At 72.9% G+C, this 24,935-nt stretch carries 22 protein-coding genes; 17 read left to right on the forward strand and 5 right to left on the reverse strand.

The features are described from left to right. Window positions 1-63: 63 nt before the first annotated feature. Window positions 64-1,188, forward strand: coding sequence for a glycosyltransferase family 4 protein (locus ACFVYK_RS29785; protein WP_389779365.1), 1,125 nt, complete (start codon window positions 64-66; stop codon window positions 1,186-1,188). 283 nt (window positions 1,189-1,471) lie between these two features. Here ACFVYK_RS29785 and ACFVYK_RS29790 read toward each other — a convergent pair whose 3' ends face one another. Beyond that, window positions 1,472-3,115 (reverse strand): PucR family transcriptional regulator, encoded by a 1,644-nt coding sequence (locus tag ACFVYK_RS29790; RefSeq protein ID WP_389779367.1) that lies wholly within the window; start codon window positions 3,113-3,115, stop codon window positions 1,472-1,474. 126 nt (window positions 3,116-3,241) lie between these two features. Continuing rightward, window positions 3,242-5,044 (reverse strand): glycoside hydrolase family 15 protein, encoded by a 1,803-nt coding sequence (locus ACFVYK_RS29795; RefSeq protein ID WP_389779402.1) that lies wholly within the window; start codon window positions 5,042-5,044, stop codon window positions 3,242-3,244. A 469-nt stretch (window positions 5,045-5,513) separates the two neighbouring features. Between ACFVYK_RS29795 and ACFVYK_RS29800 the strand changes: the two genes are divergently transcribed. The 11 genes from ACFVYK_RS29800 to ACFVYK_RS29850 all read left to right on the forward strand — a co-directional run bounded on the left by ACFVYK_RS29800 (window position 5,514) and on the right by ACFVYK_RS29850 (window position 18,457). Next, window positions 5,514-7,178 (forward strand): CTP synthase, encoded by a 1,665-nt coding sequence (locus ACFVYK_RS29800; protein WP_389779369.1) that lies wholly within the window; start codon window positions 5,514-5,516, stop codon window positions 7,176-7,178. 91 nt (window positions 7,179-7,269) lie between these two features. Further along, window positions 7,270-7,896: an NUDIX domain-containing protein gene (locus ACFVYK_RS29805; protein ID WP_389779371.1), complete on the forward strand. Its 627-nt coding sequence runs from the start codon at window positions 7,270-7,272 to the stop codon at window positions 7,894-7,896. A 353-nt stretch (window positions 7,897-8,249) separates the two neighbouring features. Further along, window positions 8,250-10,316 carry a tetratricopeptide repeat protein gene (locus ACFVYK_RS29810; protein ID WP_389779372.1) on the forward strand — a complete coding sequence of 689 codons (2,067 nt, stop codon included), beginning with the start codon at window positions 8,250-8,252 and terminating at the stop codon, window positions 10,314-10,316. 136 nt (window positions 10,317-10,452) lie between these two features. Next, window positions 10,453-11,577, forward strand: a complete 1,125-nt coding sequence (gene ald, locus ACFVYK_RS29815; protein WP_389779374.1) for an alanine dehydrogenase — start codon at window positions 10,453-10,455, stop codon at window positions 11,575-11,577. 421 nt (window positions 11,578-11,998) lie between these two features. Then, the gene (locus tag ACFVYK_RS29820) at window positions 11,999-13,135 is read left to right on the forward strand and encodes a ParA family protein (protein ID WP_389779376.1); all 1,137 of its coding nucleotides are present in this window, start codon (window positions 11,999-12,001) and stop codon (window positions 13,133-13,135) included. After that, on the forward strand, window positions 13,120-13,701 hold the full coding sequence (locus tag ACFVYK_RS29825) for a hypothetical protein (RefSeq protein WP_389779377.1): 582 nt from the start codon (window positions 13,120-13,122) through the stop codon (window positions 13,699-13,701). The genes ACFVYK_RS29820 and ACFVYK_RS29825 overlap by 16 nt, the downstream gene beginning before the upstream one ends. A gap of 18 nt (window positions 13,702-13,719) precedes the next feature. Then, window positions 13,720-14,847 carry a segregation and condensation protein A gene (locus ACFVYK_RS29830; RefSeq protein ID WP_389779378.1) on the forward strand — a complete coding sequence of 376 codons (1,128 nt, stop codon included), beginning with the start codon at window positions 13,720-13,722 and terminating at the stop codon, window positions 14,845-14,847. A gap of 53 nt (window positions 14,848-14,900) precedes the next feature. Beyond that, window positions 14,901-15,470, forward strand: a complete 570-nt coding sequence (scpB, locus tag ACFVYK_RS29835) for an SMC-Scp complex subunit ScpB (protein WP_389779404.1) — start codon at window positions 14,901-14,903, stop codon at window positions 15,468-15,470. Beyond that, the gene (locus ACFVYK_RS29840) at window positions 15,470-16,594 is read left to right on the forward strand and encodes a pseudouridine synthase (protein ID WP_389779380.1); all 1,125 of its coding nucleotides are present in this window, start codon (window positions 15,470-15,472) and stop codon (window positions 16,592-16,594) included. Before scpB ends, ACFVYK_RS29840 begins: the two co-directional genes overlap by 1 nt. A gap of 109 nt (window positions 16,595-16,703) precedes the next feature. Then, entirely contained in the window at window positions 16,704-17,438 is a 735-nt protein-coding gene (locus tag ACFVYK_RS29845) for an NUDIX domain-containing protein (protein WP_389779405.1), read from the forward strand. After that, window positions 17,435-18,457 carry an ADP-ribosylglycohydrolase family protein gene (locus ACFVYK_RS29850; RefSeq protein WP_389779382.1) on the forward strand — a complete coding sequence of 341 codons (1,023 nt, stop codon included), beginning with the start codon at window positions 17,435-17,437 and terminating at the stop codon, window positions 18,455-18,457. Before ACFVYK_RS29845 ends, ACFVYK_RS29850 begins: the two co-directional genes overlap by 4 nt. A 20-nt stretch (window positions 18,458-18,477) precedes the next feature. On the opposite strand, the gene ACFVYK_RS29855 is transcribed toward ACFVYK_RS29850, so the two are convergent. From ACFVYK_RS29855 to ACFVYK_RS29865, 3 genes are read right to left on the reverse strand one after another with little or no spacing between them, the layout of a single operon-like run. Continuing rightward, the gene (locus ACFVYK_RS29855) at window positions 18,478-18,897 is read right to left on the reverse strand and encodes a Rieske (2Fe-2S) protein (protein WP_389779384.1); all 420 of its coding nucleotides are present in this window, start codon (window positions 18,895-18,897) and stop codon (window positions 18,478-18,480) included. Further along, window positions 18,894-19,475 carry a DUF6529 family protein gene (locus ACFVYK_RS29860; protein ID WP_389779386.1) on the reverse strand — a complete coding sequence of 194 codons (582 nt, stop codon included), beginning with the start codon at window positions 19,473-19,475 and terminating at the stop codon, window positions 18,894-18,896. Before ACFVYK_RS29860 ends, ACFVYK_RS29855 begins: the two co-directional genes overlap by 4 nt. A gap of 24 nt (window positions 19,476-19,499) precedes the next feature. Further along, complete coding sequence (locus ACFVYK_RS29865; RefSeq protein ID WP_389779388.1) at window positions 19,500-20,147, reverse strand: hypothetical protein; 648 nt, start codon at window positions 20,145-20,147, stop codon at window positions 19,500-19,502. Between the two features lie 239 nt (window positions 20,148-20,386). Between ACFVYK_RS29865 and aroH the strand changes: the two genes are divergently transcribed. From aroH to der, 5 genes are all read left to right on the forward strand, one after another. Beyond that, window positions 20,387-20,749, forward strand: coding sequence for a chorismate mutase (gene aroH, locus ACFVYK_RS29870; RefSeq protein WP_389779390.1), 363 nt, complete (start codon window positions 20,387-20,389; stop codon window positions 20,747-20,749). Then, the gene (locus tag ACFVYK_RS29875) at window positions 20,746-21,831 is read left to right on the forward strand and encodes a prephenate dehydrogenase (protein WP_389779392.1); all 1,086 of its coding nucleotides are present in this window, start codon (window positions 20,746-20,748) and stop codon (window positions 21,829-21,831) included. Before aroH ends, ACFVYK_RS29875 begins: the two co-directional genes overlap by 4 nt. Before the next feature lie 166 nt (window positions 21,832-21,997). Continuing rightward, window positions 21,998-22,684: a (d)CMP kinase gene (gene cmk, locus ACFVYK_RS29880; protein WP_389779394.1), complete on the forward strand. Its 687-nt coding sequence runs from the start codon at window positions 21,998-22,000 to the stop codon at window positions 22,682-22,684. Further along, window positions 22,642-23,337, forward strand: coding sequence for a lysophospholipid acyltransferase family protein (locus tag ACFVYK_RS29885; RefSeq protein WP_389779396.1), 696 nt, complete (start codon window positions 22,642-22,644; stop codon window positions 23,335-23,337). Before cmk ends, ACFVYK_RS29885 begins: the two co-directional genes overlap by 43 nt. Before the next feature lie 86 nt (window positions 23,338-23,423). After that, window positions 23,424-24,905 (forward strand): ribosome biogenesis GTPase Der, encoded by a 1,482-nt coding sequence (gene der, locus ACFVYK_RS29890; RefSeq protein WP_389779398.1) that lies wholly within the window; start codon window positions 23,424-23,426, stop codon window positions 24,903-24,905. Window positions 24,906-24,935: the final 30 nt, after the last annotated feature.

The raw sequence follows: 24,935 nt of genomic DNA on the forward strand, positions 1-24,935 counted from the left end.
CCGCCCGGCCCTTCTGTACGTTTCTTCGTGACCGTCCGACGCCGAACCAGGAGCCCCGGCCACGTGAGCAGGCACTCACCGCACGGCCAGTCGTCGCTGCGCACCGTGCAGGTGCTGGGCGGCGGCAACGCCCGCAGCAGCGCACACGTGCGCTCCCTGGCCGCAGGGCTCGTCGCGCGGGGCGTGCGGGTGACGGTGTGCGCCCCCGCCGACGCCGATGACGCCTACGGCTTCACGGGCGCCGGCGCCGAACACGTGCACGTGCCGCGCAGCAGCGACCCCGGGTCCGTCGCGGCGCTCCGCGTGGCCTGCGCGAACGCCGACCTGGTCCACGCGCACGGCCTGCACGCTTCCTTCCGGGCCGTCCTCGCGCTCAGCGGCCGGCCCACCCCGCTGGTCGTCACCTGGCACGACCGCGCGCACGCCGAGGGCGCCCGCGCCCATCTGCTGCGGCTGCTGGAGCGGAGGGTCGCCAGGACGGCCGCGGTGGTCCTCGGCACCACCTCCGACCTGGTCGACCGGGCCCGCCGCACCGGCGCCCGGGACGCGCGGCTCGCCGCGGTGGCGCTGCCCCGGCGGGCACGGGGGCCCGAGGACGAGCGCGAGCGGCCGCTGACCAAGCTGCGGGCCGAACTCGGCGCCATCGGCCGCCCCCTGCTCGTCGCGGTCGGCTCGCTGGACCGGCGCCGGGGTCACGACCTCCTGCTGGACGCCTCCCACGCGTGGCGCGGGCTGGATCCGGCGCCTCTGGTGGTCATCGCGGGGGAGGGGCCGCAGCGGGCCGAGCTGCAGCGCCGGATCGAGGACGAGGAGCTGCCGGTCCGGCTCGTCGGGCCGCGGGACGACGTGAGCGAACTGCTCGCGGCCGCCGACCTCGCGCTGCTGCCCGGCGGCGGGGAGTCGCGGTCGGTGCTCGCGCAGGAGGCACTGCACGCGCGCGTGCCGCTCGTCGCGGCTCGCACCGGCGGCGTCCGCGAGCTCGTCGGCGACGCGGCCGAACTGGTCCCGCCCGGCGACGCGGCGGCCTTCGGCGCCGCCGTCCCACGGCTGCTCGGCGACCCCGGACGGGCCGCGCGGCTGCGGGACATGGGCGCCCGGCAGGCGGCCACCTGGCCCACCGAGGACGAGACCGTCGCCCAGGTGCTCAGCGTCTACGACGAGCTGACGCAGCCCCGGCCGATGATCTGAGACCGCGGGCGGACAGCCCTCGGGTTCCGGCGGACAGCCCTCGGGTTCCGGTGGGCAGGCCCGCGCCCATCGGCTCGCGCCCATCGGCTCGCGCCCATCGGCTCGCGCCCATCGGCTCGCGCCCGGCGGCTCGCGCCCGGCGGCTCGCGCCCATCGGCTCGCGCCCATCGGCTCGCGCCCGGCGGTCCGCGCCCATCGACCCGCGCCCGGCGGCGTGCGACCGTGGGCCCGCGCCCGGCGCGTACGCCCGGCGGCGGGCGCCCGGCGGCGGTCCCCGGCATCGTCACGGCACGTGTCGTCTCGCCCGCAGGGCCAGGCTCAGCGCGAGGACCGTCTGGGGGTCGTCGAGGTCGGTGCCGAGCAGCTCGCCGATGCGGGCGAGACGGTTGTAGAGGGTCTGGCGGTTCAGGTGCAGCTCACGGGCCGTCTCCGCCTTGCGGCCGGCGTGCGCCAGATACGTCTCCAGGGTCGGCAGCAGCGGCGGCTTGGACCGCTGGTCGTGATCGCGGACCGGGCCGATCGCGCGGTCCACGAACGCCGCCAGGTCGCGGTGCTCGCGCAGCCGCCACAGCAGCAGGTCGATGTCCAGACGGCGGGCGTCGTACCAGAGGCGTTCCGGCAGGCCGTGCGCGGCCGTCGCCGTCTCCGCGGCGTGTCGGAGCCCCGCGGAGGCGGCCGCCCAGCCGCCCGCCATCCCCACGACCACCACCGGGGGCGCGGCCCCCGGCCGTTGCATCCCGGCCCGTTCCACCCCGGCCCGCAGCGCCACCGCGACCCGGTCCGCCACCGCGGGCCGCTCCGACTCCGAGCGCAGTCCCAGCAGCACCGGTACCCGGCCCTCCACCGGCCGGACGCCCAGCAGCACCGGCACGCCCACCGACGCCAGTTCCTCCGCGACCGCCCGCGCCAGCACCGCCCAGCCCCCGCCGGGGGAGATGCCGTCGACCAGCCGCATGACGACCGGCAGCAGCGGGCCCGCGGCGGGCCGGAAGCCGAGCACCCGCGCCTGCGCCGGGGCGTCCTCCGCGGCGATGCGGCCCTCGGCGAGGTCGGTCAGGAAGTCGCCCCGGCCGCGCGCGGCGAGCTCCTCCTCCTGACGAGCCTGCATCAGCACCACGGCCAGGATCCCGGCCGCCCGTTCCGCCGCGATCCGGTGCACGGGAGTCAGCGTGGCGCGCACGGGCAGCTGCACGAGCCGGGCGCGCACCGCGCCCGCTCCCGGCCCGCCTCCGGGCACGTCCACCAGCACCGATCCGACGGGCGGCGGCGCGTCCTTGTGCGGGCCGCGCAGCCCCTCCCAGACCTGGAGAGGATCCGCCCCCTGCGGCCCCTCGCCGGCCGCGTACAGCAGGCGTCCGTCGGTCGTCTCCAGGAACACCGGGTTGTCGCCGAAATCGGCCAGGATGCCCAGCACCTGCGGGATCCCGCCCCCGCCGAGCAGGGCCTCGGTACAGCGCCGGTGCACCTCCTCGGCCCGCTGGAGAAGCGCGTAGTGCCCGTTGACGATCTCGGTGTGGACCTCCTCCGTGACCGTCACGAACGCCACCTCGCGGTGCAGCTGGACGAGGGGGAGCCCGGTCGTGCGCGCCGTCTCGACGAGGGCCGGTGGCAGCCGGTCGAAGCGCGGCCCCAGCTCGATCACCAGTGCCGCGATGCCCCGCTCGGCCAGGGTGCGCACGAACGCCCGCTGCTCGGCCGGACGGGTGCCGAGGCCGTAGCCGGTGGTCAGCAGCAGTTCCCCGCCCTTGAGCAGCGAGGCGATGTGCGGGACCTCGCCCGCGTGCACCCAGCGCACCGTGCGGTCCAGCCGCTCGCCGCCCGCGAGGACCTCGGGCAGCCCGCTGCGCAGGCCGGGCAGCTCCAGGGCGCGCTGCACGGTGATGCCGGCGCTCCGGCTGTCGAATCGGTGGTCCGTGCGGCTGTCCATGCAGCGGACGCTACCTGCGCCGACGTCGCGGTGACAGCGCCGGACCGGGTCGGCGGGCCCGCCGCCGTGCGCCGGCAGGAACCGTCGTCGCTCCCGGTCCGGGCGGGCGGGCCCTGCCGGCCGGGGTCAGCCCCCGTAGGCGCCCGACGCCGTCAGCCGCAGCGCCGTGTCGATCAGCGGGACGTGGCTGAAGGCCTGCGGGAAGTTGCCGACCTGGCGCTGCAGGCGCGGGTCCCACTCCTCGGCGAGCAGACCGAGGTCGTTGCGCAGGGAGAGCAGCTTCTCGAAGAGCTTGCGGGCCTCGTCCACCCGGCCGATCATCGCGAGGTCGTCCGCCATCCAGAACGAGCAGGCCAGGAACGCGCCCTCGTCACCCGGGAGGCCGTCCACGCCCTCGTCGCCGCCCGAGGTCGGGTAGCGCAGGATGAAGCCGTCCGGGGTGGACAGCTCGCGCTGGATCGCCTCGATGGTGCCGATCACCCGCTTGTCGTCCGGGGGCAGGAAGCCCATCTGCGGGATGAGCAGCAGGGAGGCGTCCAGCTCCTTGGAGCCGTAGGACTGGGTGAAGGTGTTGCGTTCCTTGTCGTAGCCCTTCTCGCACACGTCCCGGTGGATGTCGTCGCGCAGCTCGCGCCACTTCTCCAGCGGGCCGTCCGCGTCGCCGGACTCGATCAGCTTGATCGTCCGGTCGACGGCGACCCAGGCCATGACCTTGGAGTGCACGAAGTGGCGGCGCGGGCCGCGCACCTCCCAGATGCCCTCGTCCGGCTCGTCCCAGTGCTGCTCCAGGTAGCGGATCAGCTTGAGCTGGAGCAGCGAGGCGTAGTCGTTGCGGGCCAGGCCGGTCATGTGGCCCAGGTGCAGGGCCTCGGTGACCTCGCCGTAGACGTCCAGCTGGAGCTGGTGGGCTGCGCCGTTGCCGACCCGGACCGGGCCGGAGTTCTCGTAGCCGGGAAGCCAGTCCAGCTCGGCCTCGCCCAGTTCGCGCTCACCCGCGATGCCGTACATGATCTGCAGGTTCTCGGGGTCGCCGGCGACGGCGCGCAGCAGCCACTCGCGCCAGGCGCGCGCCTCCTCGCGGTAGCCGGTGCGCAGCAGCGAGGACAGGGTGATGGCCGCGTCGCGCAGCCAGGTGTAGCGGTAGTCCCAGTTGCGGACGCCGCCGATGTCCTCGGGCAGGGACGTGGTGGGGGCGGCGACGATGCCGCCGGTCGGGCCGTAGGTCAGCGCCTTGAGCGTGATCAGCGAGCGGATCACCGCCTCACGGTAGGGGCCGTGGTACGTACAGTGCTCGACCCACTCGCGCCAGAACTCCTCGGTCGCCTCCAGGGACTGCTCCGGCTCGGGCAGCGGGGGCGGCTCCTTGTGCGAGGGCTCCCAGGAGATCGTGAACGCGATCCGGTCGCCGGGCGCCACCGTGAAGTCGGCGTAGGTGGTCAGCGCCTTGCCGTAGGTCTCGCAGTCGGTGTCGAACCACACCGAGTCCGGGCCCGCCACGGCCACCGTGCGGCCCTCGTGCTTGTGCACCCACGGCACGACCCGGCCGTAGGAGAACCGCATCCGCAGTGTCGAGCGCATCGGCACCCGGCCCGAGACGCCCTCGACGATCCGGATCAGCTGGGGCGCGCCGTCGCGGGGAGGCATGAAATCCGTCACGCGGACCGTGCCGCGCGGGGTGTCCCACTCGGACTCCAGGATCAGCGAGTCGCCTCGGTAGGTGCGCCGGGCCGCGCGCGGCGGCGGGGCGTCCGAGGCGTGCGCCGGACCGAGGCGCCAGAACCCGTGTTCCTCGGTGCCGAGCAGACCGGCGAAGATCGCGTGCGAGTCGAAGCGGGGCAGGCACAGCCAGTCCACTGTCCCGTCACGGCAGACCAGGGCTGCGGTCTGCATGTCTCCGATGAGTGCGTAGTCTTCGATGCGCCCGGCCACGTGCAACTCCAGTCGAACGGCCACGTCACCCCCATAGGACATGGGGGCTGTCGCTAGTGCGGTCAAGGGGTCGTTGGTAATGCGTCGTTGAGCGCTGAAGCAAAGCAGCCGCTCGGCCCTCAGGGCAAAACGCCGATTATTGCTCAACGAACTGACGAGCTGTCGTTGTTCCGGTGGGGGACGGGCGGGGGTGTGCCGTCTTGCCGACCGGGCCCGGCAGTGAGTGTCCGAGCAGGATACGACGCACGTAGATGATCCGGGTGCCGCTCCCGACAACGCGGGTGGGCCGAACGGGTGAGCAGCAGGTGAGAAACCGGCGCTGGGACGGCGTCCCGTGTCGGACCGTGCGCGGAGCGTGGCCGGAAGCGGTCTCTCCGAGGCGCTGATACCCTGGTAGCCCGTGGACCGGTGGTCTCGAAGCCCCCGAACCGCACCCCCCAATCGCGACCACGGGAGCCCCCTCTTGGCCATGACGCCCAAATCCACGACGACCAAGCACATCTTCGTCACCGGGGGTGTCGCCTCCTCGCTCGGCAAGGGTCTGACGGCTTCCAGCCTCGGCATGCTGCTCAAGGCGCGGGGACTGCGCGTCGTGATGCAGAAGCTCGACCCGTACCTGAACGTCGACCCGGGCACGATGAACCCCTTCCAGCACGGTGAGGTGTTCGTCACCAACGACGGCGCCGAGACCGACCTGGACATCGGCCACTACGAGCGCTTCCTCGACCGCGACCTCGACGGCTCCGCCAACGTCACCACCGGTCAGGTCTACAACACGGTGATCGCCAAGGAGCGGCGCGGCGAGTACCTCGGCGACACCGTCCAGGTCATCCCGCACATCACCAACGAGATCAAGCACCGCATCCGCCGCATGGCGACGGACGAGGTCGACGTCGTGATCACCGAGGTCGGCGGCACGGTCGGCGACATCGAGTCGCTGCCGTTCCTGGAGACGGTCCGCCAGGTCCGCCACGAGGTCGGCCGGGACAACGTCTTCGTGGTGCACATCTCGCTCCTGCCGTACATCGGCCCCTCGGGCGAGCTGAAGACCAAGCCGACCCAGCACTCCGTCGCGGCGCTCCGCAACATCGGCATCCAGCCGGACGCGATCGTGCTGCGCTGCGACCGCGAGGTGCCGACCGCGATCAAGCGCAAGATCTCGCTGATGTGCGACGTCGACGAGGACGCGGTCGTGGCCTGCCCCGACGCCCGCTCGATCTACGACATCCCGAAGACCGTGCACCGCGAGGGTCTGGACGCCTATGTCGTGCGCAAGCTGGACCTGCCGTTCCGCGACGTCGACTGGACGACCTGGGACGACCTGCTCGACCGGGTCCACAACCCCGACCACGAGATCACCCTCGCCCTGGTCGGCAAGTACATCGACCTGCCCGACGCCTACCTCTCGGTCACCGAGGCGCTGCGGGCCGGCGGGTTCGCCAACAAGGCCCGCGTGAAGATCAAGTGGGTCACGTCGGACGACTGCAGGACCCCGGCGGGCGCCGCGGCGCAGCTGGAGGACGTGGACGGGATCTGCATCCCGGGCGGTTTCGGCGACCGCGGGGTGCTCGGCAAGGTCGGCGCGATCCGCTACGCCCGCGAGAACCGGATCCCGCTGCTCGGCCTGTGTCTGGGCCTGCAGTGCATCGTGATCGAGGCCGCGCGCAACCTGGCCGACATCGGCGACGCCAACTCCACGGAGTTCGACCCGGCCACCGGCCACCCGGTCATCTCCACCATGGCCGAGCAGCTCGACATCGTGGCCGGCGAGGGCGACATGGGCGGGACGATGCGCCTGGGCATGTACCCGGCCAAGCTGGCCGAGGGCTCCATCGTCCGCGAGGTGTACGACGGCAAGGAGTACGTCGAGGAGCGGCACCGGCACCGCTACGAGGTGAACAACGCCTACCGTGCCGAGCTGGAGAAGAAGGCGGGCATCCTGTTCTCGGGCACCTCGCCGGACGGCAAGCTGGTCGAGTACGTCGAGTACCCGCGCGACGTCCACCCCTACCTGGTGGCCACGCAGGCGCACCCGGAGCTGCGGTCGCGGCCCACGCGTCCGCACCCGCTGTTCGCCGGTCTGGTGAAGGCGGCGGTCGAGCGGAAGGTCACCGCGGGGCAGACGTCTGAGTAACACACCGGTTGTACGGTGGCCGGGGTGCGAATCGTCAAAGGTTCGCGCCCCGGTTTCGTTTGCGCAGGTGGCACGTGGAAGGACGCAGGGCATGACGATCAAGGACACTCCCGAGGCGTGGGAGGTCCGGGCCACCCGGACCCCCTTCGTGGGCAACAAGACCTCGGTGCGCACCGACGAGGTGGTCATGCCCGACGGTTCGGTGGTCCGCCGGGACTACCAGGTCCACCCCGGCTCCGTGGCGGTCCTCGCGCTCGACGACGAGGACCGCGTGCTGCTCATCAAGCAGTACCGCCACCCCGTGCGGCACAAGCTGTGGGAGATCCCGGCCGGTCTGCTCGACGTGCCCGGCGAGAACCCGCTGCACGCGGCGCAGCGCGAGCTGTACGAGGAGGCGCACGTCAAGGCCGAGGACTGGCGGGTGCTCACCGACGTGTACACGACGCCCGGCGGCTGCGACGAGTCCGTGCGGATCTTCCTCGCCCGCGGGCTGTCCGAGGCGGACGGGCAGCGCTTCGCGGTGGAGGACGAGGAGGCGGACATGGAGCACGCGCGCGTGCCGGTCGCCGACCTGGTCCAGGCGGTCCTCGCGGGCGACGTGCACAACAACTGCCTCGTGGTCGGCGTGCTGTCGCTGGCGGCCGCCCGTGGCGGGGACGGCGTCGACGCGCTGCGTCCGGCCGAGGCGCCCTGGCCGGCCCGTCCGTTCGAGGCCTGACATCGCCTGACGTCCGTCGCACGACGGACGCCCCCGGCCCGTCCGCCCGGAGCCGCCGGTTCGCCCGAGGCCCGTTCGCCTGACGACCGTCCGCCGGTCGCCCGTGCCCGCCGCCTGCCGCCCGCCGCCCTGTCCTCGTCGTTCGTCGTCCGCGCCCGTCGCCGTCCGTGTCGGCGGGGTAGGCGGCCCACCCGGACCCCTCGCGGTGTGACGATCGGCTGATCCGATCGGGGGGTCCGGGCCGCGCGCCGCCCTGCTCCTCACGGAACGTCGCAGAGCGTGAACTAGGCTCTGGAATCACCCGGTCCGGAGTCCCGGCGGGTTGCGTGCGCGGTGAGACGGGAGTGTGGCCCGTGACGGACCAGGCAGTGGACACAGACGGCGCGCAGCTGTCCGGACACGCTGCGCCAGAGGGCCATTTCCTGGGCCGCACCAGGGAGTTGAAGGAACTGCGGGCCGACATCGAGCGCGCGGGCCTGGACACCATCTCCGGCAGAAAGGCCCCGCGCGCGCGGGTGCTGTTGATCGCCGGCCGGCCCGGCTCCGGACGGACCGCGCTCGCCGAGGAACTCGTCCGCCAGGTCGCCGACCGCTACCGGGACGGCGTGCTGCGCGCCCGTCTCGCCGAGCCCGACGGCACGCCCGTGCCGGTCGAACGCGCGGCCCGTGAACTGCTCGCCGCGCTGGGCGTGACGGCCCCCGCAGGCGCCGGCCAGGACGACCTGTCGGCCCTGCTGCGCGAGACCCTCGCACAGCGGCGGGTGCTGCTCCTGCTCGACGACGCGACCGGCGCCGAACAGGTGGACGCCCTGCTTCCGGACAGCCCGCAGTGCCTGCTCGTCGCCGTCTCCTCCGGACCCCTCACCGGCATCGCGGACGTCCGCCCCTGCACCCTGGGCGGCCTGGACACCAAGTCCGCCCTGGACCTGCTGACCCGGTACACCGGCTCCGTCCGCATCACCGTCGACCCGCGCTCCGCCGAGGGCCTCGTGGAGGGCCTCCAGGGCCAGCCCGCCGCACTGACGCTGGCCGGCTGCTGGCTCGCCGCCCGTCCCCAGGCCGCCGTCGCCGACCTCGCCAGGCAGCTCCACGCGGAGAGCGACGAGGGCTCCCCGCTCAGCCGGATGTTCGGGCTCGCGCACGCCGCGCTGCCGGCCCCCGCCGCCCGGACCCTGCGCCTGCTCAGCCTCGCTCCGGCCGGTCTCGCCGACCCGCACACCGCCTCCGCGCTGGCCGGCTGCTCGGTGGGTGCCGCCCGCACCACCCTGGACGACCTGACCGCCCTCGGTCTGCTGCGGGCCGTGGACTCCCCGCTGCCCCAGTACGAGATCCCCGGCTGTCTGCACCCCCTGCTGCGCGCGGCCGCCCAGACCCACGACCGCCCGGCCGAGCTCCAGCTGGCCCGCGCGCGCATGCTGGAGCGCACCGTGCGGCTGCTGCAGTCCTGCCGGGCCATCACCGAGACCGACAGCCCCCAGGCCCGCGAGAAGCTCCAGGGCATGCCCCCCGCCCTGCGCTTCCCCACCCCGCGCGCGGCCGCCGACTGGCTGAGCGTGCGCCGGCCCGCCCTGCTCGCCTCGGCCCGCCTCGCGGTCGCCGACGGGGAGCTGGACACCCTCGCCCGCCGGCTGATGTCCCAGCTGGTGCGGGCGATGGTCGCCCACGTCGGCACCCAGGCGGCCGCCCCCGACCTGTACGGCGTCCACCAGCTCGTCCTGGACGTGGCCGAGCGCCGCGGACTGCCCCGGGAGAAGGCAGCGGCCCTGCTGAACCTGGCCGACGTCGACGCCAGGACCGGCCGCACGCCGGAGGCCCTGTCCCGCTACCGGGCCGCCCTGGACGCCGGACGCGAGGCGAACGACCCCTACGCGATCGGCCGCGCGATGGAATCCGTAGGCGGCGCGCATCTGGAGCTCGGGGACTTCGAGCGGGCCGCCGACTGGTTCGGCCGGGCCCTCGCCCAGCGCCTCGCCCGCGACGAGCGCCCGGACGCCGCACGTCTGTACGGGCGCATCGCCACCGCGCACACCTACGCCGGCCGGTACGGCGAGGCCCAGCGGGCCTGGCGGGCCGCCGCCGCGGGACATCGCAAGAACGGCGATGTGGCCGCGCAGGCACGGGCGTTGAGCGAGCTGGCGCGCGTCCAGGAGTACGCGGGCCGCCCCGAGGAGTCGCTGCGCACCTGCCAGGAGGCGGTGGAGTGGGCCCGGCGCGCCGAGGACACCCGACTGCAGGCCGCCGTCCAGCTCAGACTGGCCGACACCCTGGAGCGCCTGGGCGACCCCGCGGCGGCCCGCCTGCACCGTGGCGAGGCCGAGCGCATCCTGGAAGAGGAGCCCGCGGACGGCGCTACGGGGCCCGAACAGCCGGAACACGCCGCTAACACCTGCGAAATCCGTAGTGCATCCGCTGAAGGTTGATGCAATGAAAGGCTAGACAGCGGGAACACCTTCATTAGACTGGCTCTGCCGCACGTTCTCCTGCGGTGCGTCCCGGTGTGCCCTGTACCTCCGGGAATGTCTTCGCTGTGCCCCCACACCCTCTGAGCCAAGGACCGTGATCGACGTGAAGGTCGGCATCCCCCGCGAGGTCAAGAACAACGAGTTCCGGGTGGCCATCACCCCCGCCGGTGTGCACGAGCTCGTGCGCCACGGCCACCAGGTCGTCGTCGAACGAGGCGCCGGCGTCGGCTCGTCCATCACGGACGAGGAGTACCTGGCCGCAGGCGCGCAGATCCTCGAGACGGCCGACGAGGTGTGGGCCACGGCCGACCTGCTGCTGAAGGTCAAGGAGCCCATCGCCGAGGAGTACCACCGGCTCCGCAAGGACCAGACGCTCTTCACGTACCTGCACCTGGCCGCGTCCAAGGAGTGCACCGACGCCCTCGTCGAGTCCGGGACCACCGCGATCGCCTACGAGACCGTCGAGCTGCCGAACCGCGCGCTGCCGCTGCTCGCCCCGATGTCCGAGGTCGCGGGCCGGCTGGCCCCCCAGGTCGGCGCCTATCACCTGATGCGCGCCAACGGCGGCCGCGGCGTGCTGCCGGGCGGCGTCCCGGGCGTGCTGGCCGCCAAGGCGGTCGTCATCGGCGGCGGCGTCTCCGGCTGGAACGCGGCCCAGATCGCCATCGGCATGGGCTTCCACGTGACCCTGCTCGACAAGGACATCAACAAGCTCAAGGAAGCCGACAAGGTCTTCGGCACCAGGATCCAGACGGTCGTCTCCAACGCCTTCGAGCTGGAGAAGGCCTGTCTGGAGGCCGACCTCGTCATCGGCGCCGTGCTCATCCCGGGCGCCAAGGCCCCGAAGCTGGTCACCAACGAGCTGGTGTCCCGGATGAAGCCCGGAAGTGTCCTTGTCGACATCGCCATCGACCAGGGCGGCTGCTTCGAGGACTCCCGTCCGACCACGCACGCCGAGCCGACCTTCCCGGTCCACAACTCGGTGTTCTACTGCGTCGCCAACATGCCCGGCGCGGTCCCCAACACCTCCACCTACGCGCTCACCAACGCCACGCTGCCCTACATCGTCGAACTGGCGGACAAGGGCTGGGTGGAGGCTCTGCGCCGCGACCCCGCGCTGGCCAAGGGTCTCAACACCCATGACGGCAAGGTCGTTTACCGCGAGGTCGCCGAGGCGCACGGCCTGGAGCACGTCGAGCTGGACTCCCTGCTCGGCTGAGCCGACGGGCTTGCGGGGGCCCCGGGAAACCAAGTCACCTTTTCGTAAAGGCGATACGTCAACAAGGCGCGTCAACCGCGTCCACCTGGCCGGACCTTGCCCGACAAGGTCCGGCCGGATGTGTGTATGGTCACTTTGCGGCTCTCGGTCAACTCGCCTCGAACGTAACTCTTCGACCGATTCGCACACCGGTGAAACCCGCCGTGCGACGGCCGTACGCCCTTGACAGCGTGATGTTTCATTGCCGACACATCGGGCCGGGTCCGGCGGATTGTGTTGCTGCGGACGCCCGACACGCCATAGAGTCGCCAACCGTCGGCATGGTGCCACGCTGACCTTGTCTAGAAGTTTCCTGGTCACCAAGGAGGTAAGACGACTTGTGAATGAGTCGACATTTGCTCCCGGGGGTGGTCAACCAGGAATGCCTACGCGGGACCCGGGTTCCGTGGGGCGCGAGGCTGTCGGCTCCGTCGCTGTCCGAACCTTCGCAGCCCACCAGAGCCAGCGCAGCCCCCATATGGCTCTGTCAGCACACCAGAGCATGGATGGCCATCACGTGAACGCCATGGCCGGCGACGGAAGTGGCGCGCCCCGCAACCACTTCGCCGACTACGACGAACTGCCCGACGGGCACTTCTACGATCCCGATGCCGAGTACGAGCCGGACCCGGAATACGCGGCCACGCTCGCGCCCGACGCCGCCCGACAGCGCCGTGAGCGCGTCGGACCGACCGGACGCCCGCTGCCGTACTTCCCGATCCCGGGCCCGCTGACCGAGCACGGCCCCGCGAAGATCATCGCGATGTGCAACCAGAAGGGCGGCGTGGGCAAGACCACGTCGACCATCAACCTGGGTGCCGCGCTCGCGGAGTACGGCCGGCGGGTGCTGCTCGTGGACTTCGACCCGCAGGGCGCGCTGTCGGTCGGTCTGGGCGTCAACCCGATGGAGCTCGACCTCACCGTCTACAACCTGCTCATGGAGCGGGGCATGGCGGCGGACGAGGTGCTCCTGAAGACGGCGGTCCCCAACATGGACCTGCTGCCCAGCAACATCGACCTGTCCGCCGCCGAGGTGCAGCTCGTCTCCGAGGTCGCGCGCGAGTCCACGCTCCAGCGTGCGCTCAAGCCGCTGATGGACGACTACGACTACATCGTCATCGACTGTCAGCCCTCGCTCGGCCTGCTCACCGTCAACGCCCTCACGGCCGCCCACAAGGTGATCGTGCCGCTGGAGTGCGAGTTCTTCGCGCTGCGCGGTGTGGCGCTGCTGACCGAGACCATCGAGAAGGTCCAGGAGCGGCTCAACCCGGAACTGGAGCTGGACGGCATCCTGGCGACCATGTACGACTCGCGCACCGTGCACAGCCGTGAGGTGCTCGCGCGGGTCGTCGAGGCGTTCGACGACCACGTCTACCACACGGTCATCGGGCGCACGGTCCGCTTCCCGGAGACCACGGTCGCCGGTGAGCCGATCACCACGTACGCCTCCAACTCCGTCGGCGCCGCCGCCTACCGTCAGCTCGCCAGGGAGGTGCTCGCCCGGTGTCACGCCGAGTGAGTCTGCCGGGGGCCGACGAACTCTTCCGTACGACAGGGGGAATGGCGCTTCAGCCGTCCGCGCCCCGGCGCCCCGCCAACGGCGAGGCCCGGGTGCCGGCGCCGGCCGGCGAGAGCGACGCGGTGGCGGCCGGCGGTGCGCAGGACGCGCCGCAGGCCGTGCCCGCGCAGGGCGGCGAGGGCGCGGAGCACGCGGCGGCCGACGCCGGCCAGACCGACGCCGGGGAGTCCCGCACCAGGGGCGCGACGGGCGAGCGTCCGGAGCGGCGCCAGGGCGCGCAGGAAGGTTCTGCCGCCGGCGCCGCCGACGACGGCCAGCCGCGCAAGCGGGGGCGGGCGGCCGCTCGCCGGCCCAGCGGGCGTGAGCGCCACGACGAGAAGATCACCGTCTATGTCTCCGCCGAGGAGCTCATGGACCTGGAGCACGCCCGTCTGGTGCTCCGCGGCGAGCACGGGCTGGCCGTGGACCGGGGGCGCATCGTCCGCGAGGCGGTCGCCGTGGTCCTCGCCGACCTGGAGAGCCGCGGGGACGCCAGCATCCTCGTACGACGACTTCGCGGGCGGTAGCGGTAGCCTGCGGGGGCCATGACCTCGAACGACGTTCCCGCATCCGCCTCCGGCGGCGCAGCCGGCCGCCGGCGGGCGCTGGGGCGCGGACCGGGTGCGGCGCCGCCGTCGCCCGTCGAACGCGAGCCCGAGACGGCCGCGCCGGGGCCGCACCTCCCCGAACCGGGCGCTCCGGAAAGTGATACGGCGGACCCGCACGCGGCAGACCCGTACGCGGCGGACGCGGCGGACCCGTACGCGGCGGACCCGTACGCGGCGGACCCGGACGCGCTTGAGCCGGTCGGCGTCGGGGCGGTCGGCGCCCCCGGTCCCGGTCCCGCCTCGCGGGAGGCGCCCGACGGTGTCTTCACGGTCCGGCTCGCCAACTTCGAGGGCCCCTTCGACCTGCTCCTCCAGCTGATCTCCAAGCACAAGCTGGACGTCACCGAGGTCGCGCTGTCGAAGGTCACCGACGAGTTCATGGCGCACATCCGGGCCATGGGCCCGGACTGGGACCTGGACCAGACGACCGAGTTCCTGGTCGTCGCCGCCACGCTGCTCGACCTGAAGGCGGCCCGGCTGCTGCCCGCCGCCGAGATCGAGGACGAGGCCGACCTGGCGCTGCTGGAGGCCCGCGACCTGCTCTTCGCCCGCCTGCTGCAGTACCGCGCCTACAAGCAGGTCGCCGACGTCTTCACGCACCGGCTGGAGAGCGAGGGCCGCCGTTACCCCCGCACCGTCGGGCTCGAACCGCACCACGCCGAGCTCCTGCCCGAGGTGATCATCAGCATCGGCACGGAGGGGTTCGCGAAACTCGCGGTCAAGGCCATGCAGCCCAGGGCCGAGCCGCAGGTGTACGTCGACCACATCCACGCCCCGCTGGTGAGCGTGCAGGAGCAGGCCGGGGTCGTCGTCGCCCGGCTGCGGGAGCTCGGCGAGGCCAGCTTCCGGACGCTGGTCGAGGACACCGACGACACCCTGACCGTCGTGGCCCGTTTCCTCGCGCTGCTGGAGCTGTACCGCGAGAAGGCCGTCGCCCTCGATCAGGAGACCGCGCTCGGCGAGCTGCTGGTGCGCTGGACCGGAGGGGACGGGCCCGCCCGGCCGGCGGTCACCGACGAGTTCGACCGGCCGCCGGAGGAGCCCGGGAAGGAGACACGGACGTGAGCCAGGAGACCGTCGCCGCACTGGACCTCAAGCCGGCCCTGGAGGCCGTCCTGATGGTCGTCGACGAGCCCGCTACCGAGGAGCATCTCGCGAAGATCCTCCAGCGGCCCCGGCGGCAGGTCGGCGACGCGCTGCGCGAGCTGGCCGACGAGTACACCGTGCAGCGGCGCGGCTTCGAGCTCAGACTCGTCGCGGGCGGCTGGCGGTTCTACAGCCGTGCCGAGTACGCGCCGGCCGTCGAGGGCTTCGTCCTGGACGGCCAGCAGGCCCGGCTCACCCAGGCGGCGCTGGAGACCCTCGCGGTCGTCGCCTACCGTCAGCCGGTCAGCCGCAGCAGGGTCTCCGCGGTGCGCGGAGTGAACTGCGACGGTGTGATGCGCACCCTGCTCCAGCGCGGTCTGGTGGAGGAGGCGGGCGCGGAACCCGAAACAGGTGCGATCCTGTATGTGACGACGAACTACTTTCTGGAGCGGATGGGCCTGCGCGGCCTGGACGAGCTCCCGGAGCTCGCGCCCTTCCTCCCCGAGGCGGAGGCGATCGAGGCCGAGACACAGGAGGGGGTCCCGTCGTTCGATCCGGACGCTCCGGATTCCGAGGACGCAGACGACAAGACGGAACTTTGATGCGAAGCAGCAGCGGCAGGAACAGCAGCGGAAACAACGGCGGGAGCCGTGGTGGCAACAGCGGCGGCCGCGGCGGGAGCGGCGGTGGCCGCGGTCAGCACCGCGGCGCCGGCGACTCCCGCGACGACAAGCAGGGACAGGGCCGTCCGAGCAAGCCCCGCCCCGAGGAGCGCCGCTACGACGTGGGCCCCGGCGGCACCCATGAGGGCCCGAAGTCCGGGCGCGGCTCCTCCGCGCGCGGCGGCGCCAAGGGCGGCCCCAAGCAGGGCCAGGGCACCGGCCGCGGCCGGTGGGTGCCGGCGACCTCGCGGGAGTACGAGGCGCGGGCCGAGGAGCGCAACCGCGAGCGCTACGCGGGCAAGAAGGACGTCAAGCTGCCCAAGACCTTCCCGGGCGCCGAGCAGGAGGGCGAGCGGCTGCAGAAGATCCTCGCGCGCGCGGGCTACGGCTCCCGGCGCTCCTGCGAGGAGCTGATCGAGCAGGCGCGCGTCGAGGTCAACGGCGAGATCGTCCTGGAGCAGGGCAAGCGCGTCGACCCGGAGAAGGACGAGGTCAAGGTCGACGGCCTGACGGTCGCGACGCAGTCGTACCAGTTCTTCTCGCTGAACAAGCCGGCCGGCGTGGTCTCCACGATGGAGGACAACGAGGGCCGTCAGTGCCTCGGCGACTACGTGACCAACCGCGAGACGCGGCTGTTCCACGTGGGCCGGCTCGACACCGAGACCGAGGGCGTCATCCTGCTCACCAACCACGGTGAGCTCGCGCACCGGTTGACGCACCCCAAGTACGGCGTGAAGAAGGTCTACCTCGCGCACATCGTGGGCCCGATCCCGCGCGACCTGGGCAAGCGGCTCAAGGACGGCATCCAGCTGGAGGACGGGTACGCGAAGGCCGACCACTTCCGGGTCGTCGAGCAGACCGGCAAGAACTACCTGGTCGAGGTGACCCTGCACGAGGGCCGCAAGCACATCGTGCGCCGGATGCTGGCCGAGGCCGGCTTCCCGGTCGACAAGCTGGTGCGCGTGGCCTTCGGCCCGATCACCCTGGGCGACCAGAAGTCGGGCTGGCTGCGCCGGCTGTCCAACACCGAGGTCGGCATGCTGATGCAGGAAGTCGACCTCTAGGAACTCCGGGGCTCCGACTCCAGGGCTCCGACTCCGGGGCTCCAGGGACTTGTGCCCGCGAACACCCCCTCTTTATAGTCGTGGTGACTATAAAGAGGGGGTGTTCGTCATGTCGGGCCACGACGCGCACGCCTACGACAAGCACGCCTACGAGCCCTTCGCCGTCACCGTCGATCTCGCCGTCCTCACCCTGCGCGCGGGCGCCCTGCACGTCCTGCTCGTCGAGCGCGGCCAGGAGCCCTACGCCGGCCGCTGGGCGCTGCCCGGGGGCTTCGTGCTGCCGGACGAGTCCGCCGAGACCGCCGCCCGGCGCGAGCTCGCCGAGGAGACCGGCCTCAAGGACGTCTCCGGGCTCCACCTGGAGCAGTTGCGCACCTACAGCGAGCCCGGCCGCGACCCCCGCATGCGGGTCGTCTCGGTCGCCTTCGCCGCCCTGCTGCCCGACGCCCCCGAGCCGACGGGCGGCGGCGACGCGGCCCAGGCCCGCTGGCAGCCCTACGACGACGCCCCGCCGCTCGCCTTCGACCACGACCGGATCCTCGCCGACGCCCACGACCGGGTCGGCGCCAAGTTCGAGTACACCTGCCTCGCGACCGCCTTCTGCCCGCCGGAGTTCACCCTCGGCGAGCTCCAGCAGGTCTACGAGACCGTGTGGGGGACCGTCCTGGACCGGCCCAACTTCCGCCGCAAGGTGCTCGCCACCCCGGGCTTCGTCGAGCCCGTGCCCGGCGGCGCGCGCCTGACCGGCGGCCGGGGCAAGCCCGCCGCGCTCTACCGCGCGGGCTCCGCCACCGCACTCCACCCGCCCCTGCTGCGACCGCCCCGGGAAGGACGATCCGCATGACCACCTCGACCACCGTCAGGAAGCACGCCACCGGGTCCCTGCTGGGACTCGCGCTGGGGGACGCGCTCGGGTTTCCGACCGAGTTCGACGACATCGCGTCGATCCTCGCCAAGTGCGGCCCCTGGCGGAGCATGGAACTGCCGCAGCGCGCCGTCGTCTCCGACGACACCCAGATGACCCTCGCGGTCGGGCGCGCCATGCGGACCGCCATGGACCGGGGGCTGCTCGTCCCGACGTCCCTGGCACGCCCGCTGCGCGAGGAGTTCGTCGACTGGTACCAGTCGCCGGAGAACAACCGGGCTCCGGGGCGGACCTGTCTGACCGCCTGCGAGCTGCTCAAGGACGAGAAACGCGACTGGCGCGACGCCAGCCGGATCGGCTCCAAGGGCTGTGGCGCCAACATGCGCGTCGCCCCCGTCGGCCTCGCCCCCGGCCTCAGCGACGAGCAGCGGGCCGGCGCCGCCCAGCTCCAGTCCGCCCTCACGCACGGTCACCCCACCGCTCTGGCCGCGTCCGACCTCACCGCCCACGCGGTACGGCTGCTCACCCAGGGCGCCGAGCCGGCGACGCTGATCGGACTCCTGCGGGGGTACGCCGTCGAGAACCGCACCCGCTACCACCACCGCTGGCTCGGCGACCTGTGGACCCGCAGCCAGGACCCGAGCCCGGAGCACTTCATCGCACGCGGCTGGGACGACTGCCTGGGCGTGCTGGAGCGCCTCCAGGAGGCCCTGCGCGACCCGTCGCCCGAGGACGACCCCTGTCTGGCGGCGGGGGCGGGATGGATCGCCGAGGAGGCCATGGCCGCCGGCCTGCTGTGCTTCCTGCTCTTCCCCGACGAACCGGTGACCGCGCTGCGCCGGGCCGCCTGCTCGTCCGGGGACTCCGACTCCATCGCCTGTCTGGCGGGCGCCTTCGCGGGCGCGTACGCCGGAGCGGACGCGTGGCCGACGGCGTGGGCGGACCGGATCGAGTACCAGGGGGAACTGGTGACGCTCGGAGCGCTGTGGGACCAGTGAGCCGGTGACCCGGCAGGCGCTCAGGTCAGGCTGATCGAGCCGCCCTCGACCGTGATCTTCTCGGCGGGCAGCGGTCGGGGCGCCGGACCGCCGGCCACCGAGCCGTCCGCGACGCGGAACTCGCTCCCGTGGCACGGGCAGTGGATGATGCCGTCGGCGACGTCGTTCACGGTGCAGCCCAGATGGGTGCAGACGGCGGAGAACGCCTTGAAGTCGCCCTTCGTCGGCTGGGTGACGACGACCTTCTCGTCGGCGAAGACCTTGCCGCCGCCGACGGGGATGTCGCTCGTCTGCGCCAGTTCCCGGCCGGCGGAGCCCTTCGCGGAGCTGTCCGACGAGGACGGGCCCTTGTCGCCGTACTTGCTGCAGCCCGTCGCCAGGGCCGCTGCCGCTCCGCCCGTCGCCAGGAGAACCGTGCGTCGTGTCGCGGGGAGAGTCATGTCGTCACTCCGAACGTGCGGAAGAACCAGAGGGCGGAGGTGAGCCAGATCACCGTCAGCACGGCGAAGACCAGTCCGCCGACGATCGGCAGCACCCACCCGGGAAGGCGCTCCCAGCGGAGCAGCAGCATCTTGGCACTGAAAGCGCCGAAGAAGAAGCAACCCAGGACGGAATGCCACATCACGCGTGTTTCGTACGTCTGCCAGCCAAGCGCGTACAGACAGTGCACCGCAACCGGTACCGCGATCAGGAAGGCGGCCCGGCCCGACCAGCGGTGCAGCGCGGCGGACCAGGCCGGGCCGGGCAGTTTCCCGTACAGCATCAGCGCCGAGACGAGCTGGACCAGGGCGAAGAACATCGCGGCCGACGCCAGCCAGGCCTTCACCGCGCCCGTGCTGCTGAAACCGGCCAGGTCGAAGGCGGTGCCGGCCGGGTCGTGGAGCGTGCCGTACACGCCCAGGGCGAGCGCCACGGCGCCGGCGACGAGCGCCGGGACCAGATAGCGCGCCGGGTGCGGGCCGCCGCGTCCCTCGGGCTCGGGAAAGCCGCGGGTGGCGGCGTTCGGGTCGACGGTCATGAGGGCTCCCTGCTCGAACGGGGGTCAGGGGGTGGCGGGGCGGGCCGTGAGCAGCCGCCCGTCGATCGTCACCGCACCGGTGCGCGGGTCGATGCGGGGAGCGGGGGAGGGCTCGCCGTCGCGGCTGACGACGCCGACCTGGCTGCCGTCCCGCAGGACGATCCAGCCGCCGTCGATCGTCGCCGAACGCACGGTCGCCGTCGCCCGCCACAGCCCGGACGGCTTCTTCGCCCGGTCCGCGGTGAACGGGCGGCGCCTGCCGCCGACCTCGACCGTGCCGTCGGTCAGGGCGCCGTCGCGGAGCGTGCCCTCCAGCTTCGCGCCCTGCCGGCCGGTGAGGCGCAGCCCGCCGTCGTCCCGCACGTCGCCCTTGAGCCAGGACTCCTGGGTGCGGCCGTCGCAGAAGTACGCGATCGCCCTGCCGTCGCGGACGGAGACGGCGACCGCCGCCGCGTCGTCGTCGGTGCGCCCGGCGTAGTCGGCGTCCGGCGTCCGGGAGGGGCTGGGCGCGGGCGTGGAGGAGGCGGCGCGGCCGACGGGGGCCGGAGCCGGCGGCCGCTCCCGGTACGGGGAGGAGGGCGCCTTCGTCCCCGTCGTCGCGTCGAGCGTCAGCAGGACCAGTCCGAGGACCAGTCCCGTGAGAAGGGTGAGCAGGGGTCCTGGACGCTTCATGTCGGGCCTTCCCCGATGCGGAGTCCTGCCGTCAGAGTGCCACGACAGCGCAGCGCGCACCCGCCGTACAGGGCGTACGGGGGCGCCGCCGTCTCGGCACGCGGGCGGCGCGCACCGGACCGGCACGGGCTGACTAGGCTGGATGCGTCACCTGTCGTAGACCGGCGCCTGTCGTATGACCGGCACGTCGGCACTTCAGCACATCGGCACATCGGCACACACCAACGAGGAGCAGCGCCGTGGCGGTACGAGCGGTCCGGGGAGCCGTCCAACTGGAGCGGGACGAGGCCGGCCACATGGACGAGCAGGTGGGGGCCCTGCTCACCGCCGTCCTGGAGCGCAACGCTCTCAGCGCCGACGACTTGATCAGCATCTGGTTCACGGCCACCCCCGACCTGCACAGCGACTTCCCGGCGGCCGCGGCCCGCAAGCTCGGCATCGTCGACGTGCCGCTGATCTGCGCCCAGGAACTCGACATCGAGGGCGCCATGCCGCGGGTGGTACGCATCCTCGCGCACGTCGAGTCCGACCGCCCGCGCGCCGACATCAGCCACGTCTACCTCGGCGCCGCGGCCGCCCTGCGCAAGGACATCGCCCAGTGAGGACCGCGCTCGTCATCGGAACCGGGCTGATCGGCACGTCCGCCGCCCTGGCGCTGACCCAGCGGGGCGTCGTCGTGCACCTCGCCGACCACGACCGCGAACAGGCCCGCACGGCGGCCGCGTTGGGCGCCGGCTCCGACGAGGAGCCCGAGGGCCCGGTCGACCTGGCGATCGTCGCCGCGCCGCCCGCCCACGTGGCCGGCGTGCTCGCCGACGCGATGCGCCGGGGGGCGGCCCGCGGGTACCTCGACGTGGCCAGTGTCAAGGGCGGGCCGCGCCGCGAGCTGCAGGAGCTCGGCCTCGACCTGTCGGCGTACATCGGCACGCACCCCATGTCCGGCCGGGAGAAGTCGGGTCCGCTGGCCGCGACCGGCGACCTGTTCGAGGGCCGGCCCTGGGTGCTGACGCCGACCCGGGACACCGACACCGAGGTGCTGAACCTCGCCCTGGAACTGGTCTCGCACTGCCGGGCCGTCCCGGTGGTCATGGACGCGGACGCCCACGACCGCGCCGTGGCACTCGTCTCCCACATGCCCCACCTGGTCTCCAGCATGGTCGCGGCCCGTCTGGAACACGCCGAGGAGGCCGCCGTGCGGCTGTGCGGACAGGGCATCCGGGACGTCACGCGGATCGCGGCCTCCGACCCGCGGATGTGGATCGACATCCTGTCCGCGAACCCCGGACCGGTCGCCGACCTGCTCACCGACGTCGCCGCCGACCTGGAGGAGACCGTCCAGGCCCTGCGCGCCCTGCAGTCCCGCGACGACGCCGAGCGGCGCGAGGGCGCCGTCGGCGTCGAGGACGTCCTGCGCCGCGGCAACGCGGGCCAGGTCCGCGTCCCCGGCAAGCACGGAGCGGCGCCTCGGGCCTACGAGGTCGTCGCGGTGCTGATCGACGACCAGCCGGGGCAGCTGGCCCGCATCTTCGCCGACGCCGGTCAGGCGGGCGTCAACATCGAGGACGTCCGCATCGAGCACGCGACGGGGCAGCAGGCGGGTCTGGTGCAGCTGATGGTCGAGCCGAAGTCGGCGCCGGTCCTCGCGGCGGCGCTGCGCGAGAGGGGCTGGGCGATCCGTCAGTAGGCGTCCCGGGCAGGGGCCCGCGGAGCGCCGGCCCCGGCCGAGGGGGACCCGTCGCCGGCCGGGCGTCCCCCGTGCGGCCGGACGAGTGACGTGCGGCCGGTAACCTTGTGCGGGGCACAGTCGCGCCCCGCACATCCACCGCCTCGCACCAGGAAGGTGTCCCCCCGTGGAAAACGGCGCCGCCCAGCCCGTGATCGTCGCCATCGACGGTCCGTCCGGCACCGGCAAGTCGAGCACGTCCAAGGCCGTGGCCGGCCGCCTCGGGCTGAGGTACCTGGACACCGGCGCCCAGTACCGGGCGATCACCTGGTGGATGGTGACCAACGGGATCGACGTCGAGGACCCCTCCGCGATCGCGGCCGTCGCCGGCAAGCCCGAGATCGTCTCCGGTACCGACCCGGCCCACCCGACGATCACCGTCGACGGCGTCGACGTGGCCGGCCCGATCCGCACCCCGGAGGTCACCTCCCAGGTCAGCGCGGTCAGCGCGGTGCCCGAGGTGCGGGCCCGGATCACCGAGCTGCAGCGCTCGCTGGCCGCCGCCGCGGAGCAGGGCATCGTCGTCGAGGGGCGGGACATCGGCACGACCGTGCTGCCCGGCGCCGACCTGAAGATCTTCCTCACCGCCTCCCCGGAGGCCCGCGCCGCCCGCCGCAGCGGCGAGCTGAAGGGCGCCGACGTGCGCAGCACCCGCGAGGCGCTGATCAAGCGGGACGCCGCCGACTCCTCCCGCAAGACCTCCCCGCTCGCCAAGGCGGACGACGCCGTCGAGGTGGACACCACCGAGCTGACGCTGAACCAGGTCATCGAGTGCGTCGTCACCCTCGTCGAGGAGAAGCGGGCCGCCCGGTGACCTCCACGGCGGGCGTGCCCTCGGAGCGGGGCGCCGAGGTCGGACGGCGCATCGGCGTCGGCCTGATGTACGGGCTGTTCAAGCCGCGGGTGCTGGGCGCCTGGAAGGTGCCGGCGACCGGCCCGCTGATCTTCGCGATCAACCACTCCCACAACATCGACGGCCCGATGGTGATGGGCGTGGCGCCCCGTCCGACGCACTTCCTGATCAAGAAGGAAGCGTTCATCGGCCCGCTGGACCCCTTCCTGACCGGCATCGGCCAGCTCAAGGTCGACCGGGACACCACCGACCGCACGGCCATCACCCGCGCGCTGGGCGTGCTGGACAACGGCGGGGTCCTCGGGATCTTCCCCGAGGGCACCCGGGGCGAGGGCGACTTCGCCGCCCTGCGCGCCGGGCTCGCCTACTTCGCCGTGCGCGGCGGGGCGCCGATCGTGCCGGTCGCCGTGCTGGGAAGCACCGAGCGCCGCGGACGGTTGATAAAGGCGCTGCCTCCGCTGCGCTCCCGCGTCGACGTCGTCTTCGGCGAGGCGTTCGAGGCGGGCGACGGCAGCGGACGGCGCACCCGCAAGGCGCTGGACGAGGCCACCGAACGCATCCAGAAGCAGCTCGCCGCGCACCTTGAAAACGCCAGGCGCCTGACGGGACGCTGAGCGACACTGAATACCGAGTAGTGGATCAACCCGGACAGAACGGGTGCTCCACCGATCACCACGATGAACGACGAGGTACGGACTTCATGAACGACCACATCCAGCCCGACGGCTCGGAATCCTTCGAGCACGACCACGGGGCGCTCGGCGACGCCGAGTACGCGGAGTTCATGGAGCTCGCCGCGGTCGAGGGCTTCGACGTCGAGGACGTCGAGGGCGCCATCGAGGAGGCCGGTCACGGGCCGCTGCCCGTGCTGGCCGTCGTCGGCCGCCCCAACGTCGGCAAGTCGACCCTGGTGAACAGGATCATCGGCCGCCGCGAGGCCGTCGTCGAGGACAAGCCGGGCGTGACCCGCGACCGCGTGACCTACGAGGCCGAATGGTCGGGCCGCCGCTTCAAGCTCGTCGACACCGGCGGCTGGGAGCAGGACGTCCTCGGCATCGACGCCTCCGTGGCCGCCCAGGCCGAGTACGCGATCGAGGCCGCCGACGCCGTCGTCTTCGTCGTCGACGCCAAGGTCGGCGCGACCGACACCGACGAGGCGGTGGTGCGGCTGCTGCGCAAGGCCGGCAAGCCCGTCGTGCTGGCCGCCAACAAGGTCGACGGCCCGAGCGCCGAGGCCGACGCGGCCTACCTGTGGTCACTCGGCCTCGGCGAACCGCACCCGATCTCCGCGCTGCACGGCCGGGGCACCGGCGACATGCTGGACGCCGTCCTGGAGGCCCTGCCGGAGGCCCCCGCGCAGACCTTCGGCGCCGCGGTCGGCGGCCCGCGTCGGATCGCCCTCATCGGCCGCCCCAACGTCGGCAAGTCCTCGCTGCTGAACAAGGTGGCGAACGAGGATCGCGTCGTCGTCAACGAGATCGCGGGCACCACCCGCGACCCGGTCGACGAGCTGATCGAACTCGGCGGCGTCACCTGGAAGTTCGTCGACACGGCGGGCATCCGCAAGCGCGTCCACCTCCAGCAGGGCGCCGACTACTACGCCTCGCTGCGCACCGCGGCGGCCGTCGAGAAGGCCGAGGTGGCGGTCATCCTGATCGACGCCTCCGAGCCGATCTCGGTGCAGGACCAGCGCATCGTGACGATGGCCGTGGACGCCGGACGCGCGCTGGTCATCGCCTACAACAAGTGGGACACCCTCGACGAGGAGCGCCGCTACTACCTGGAGCGGGAGATCGAGACCGAGTTCGCCCAGGTGGCGTGGGCGCCGCGGGTCAACGTCTCGGCGCGCACCGGGCGGCACATGGAGAAGCTGGTCCCGGCGATCGAGACCGCCCTGGCCGGCTGGGAGACCCGCGTCCCGACGGGCCGCCTGAACGCCTTCCTCGGCGAGCTGGTCGCGGCCCACCCGCACCCGGTGCGGGGCGGAAAGCAGCCCCGCATCCTCTTCGGAACCCAGGCCGGCACCAAGCCGCCGCGGTTCGTGTTCTTCGCGTCCGGGTTCATCGAGGCGGGCTACCGACGCTTCATCGAGCGCCGGCTGCGCGAGGAGTTCGGCTTCGACGGCACGCCGATCCACATCTCGGTGCGGGTGCGCGAGAAGCGCGGCAACAAGAAGAAGTGACGACACGGCTGGAGGGCGGCGCCCCGAGTC

It is taken from the genome of Streptomyces sp. NPDC058291 (assembly GCF_042880855.1).
Lineage (GTDB): Bacteria > Actinomycetota > Actinomycetes > Streptomycetales > Streptomycetaceae > Streptomyces.

Coding starts and splice junctions, on each gene's coding strand:
- ACFVYK_RS29790 (WP_389779367.1), bottom strand. CDS start 3,115: ATGGACAGCCGCACGGACCACCGATTCGACAGCCGGAGCGCCGGCATC.
- ACFVYK_RS29800 (WP_389779369.1), top strand. CDS start 5,514: ATGACGCCCAAATCCACGACGACCAAGCACATCTTCGTCACCGGGGGT.
- ACFVYK_RS29805 (WP_389779371.1), top strand. CDS start 7,270: ATGACGATCAAGGACACTCCCGAGGCGTGGGAGGTCCGGGCCACCCGG.
- ACFVYK_RS29820 (WP_389779376.1), top strand. CDS start 11,999: ATGCCTACGCGGGACCCGGGTTCCGTGGGGCGCGAGGCTGTCGGCTCC.
- ACFVYK_RS29830 (WP_389779378.1), top strand. CDS start 13,720: ATGACCTCGAACGACGTTCCCGCATCCGCCTCCGGCGGCGCAGCCGGC.
- scpB (WP_389779404.1), top strand. CDS start 14,901: ATGGTCGTCGACGAGCCCGCTACCGAGGAGCATCTCGCGAAGATCCTC.
- ACFVYK_RS29840 (WP_389779380.1), top strand. CDS start 15,470: ATGCGAAGCAGCAGCGGCAGGAACAGCAGCGGAAACAACGGCGGGAGC.
- ACFVYK_RS29845 (WP_389779405.1), top strand. CDS start 16,704: ATGTCGGGCCACGACGCGCACGCCTACGACAAGCACGCCTACGAGCCC.
- ACFVYK_RS29850 (WP_389779382.1), top strand. CDS start 17,435: ATGACCACCTCGACCACCGTCAGGAAGCACGCCACCGGGTCCCTGCTG.
- ACFVYK_RS29855 (WP_389779384.1), bottom strand. CDS start 18,897: ATGACTCTCCCCGCGACACGACGCACGGTTCTCCTGGCGACGGGCGGA.
- ACFVYK_RS29860 (WP_389779386.1), bottom strand. CDS start 19,475: ATGACCGTCGACCCGAACGCCGCCACCCGCGGCTTTCCCGAGCCCGAG.
- ACFVYK_RS29865 (WP_389779388.1), bottom strand. CDS start 20,147: ATGAAGCGTCCAGGACCCCTGCTCACCCTTCTCACGGGACTGGTCCTC.
- der (WP_389779398.1), top strand. CDS start 23,424: ATGAACGACCACATCCAGCCCGACGGCTCGGAATCCTTCGAGCACGAC.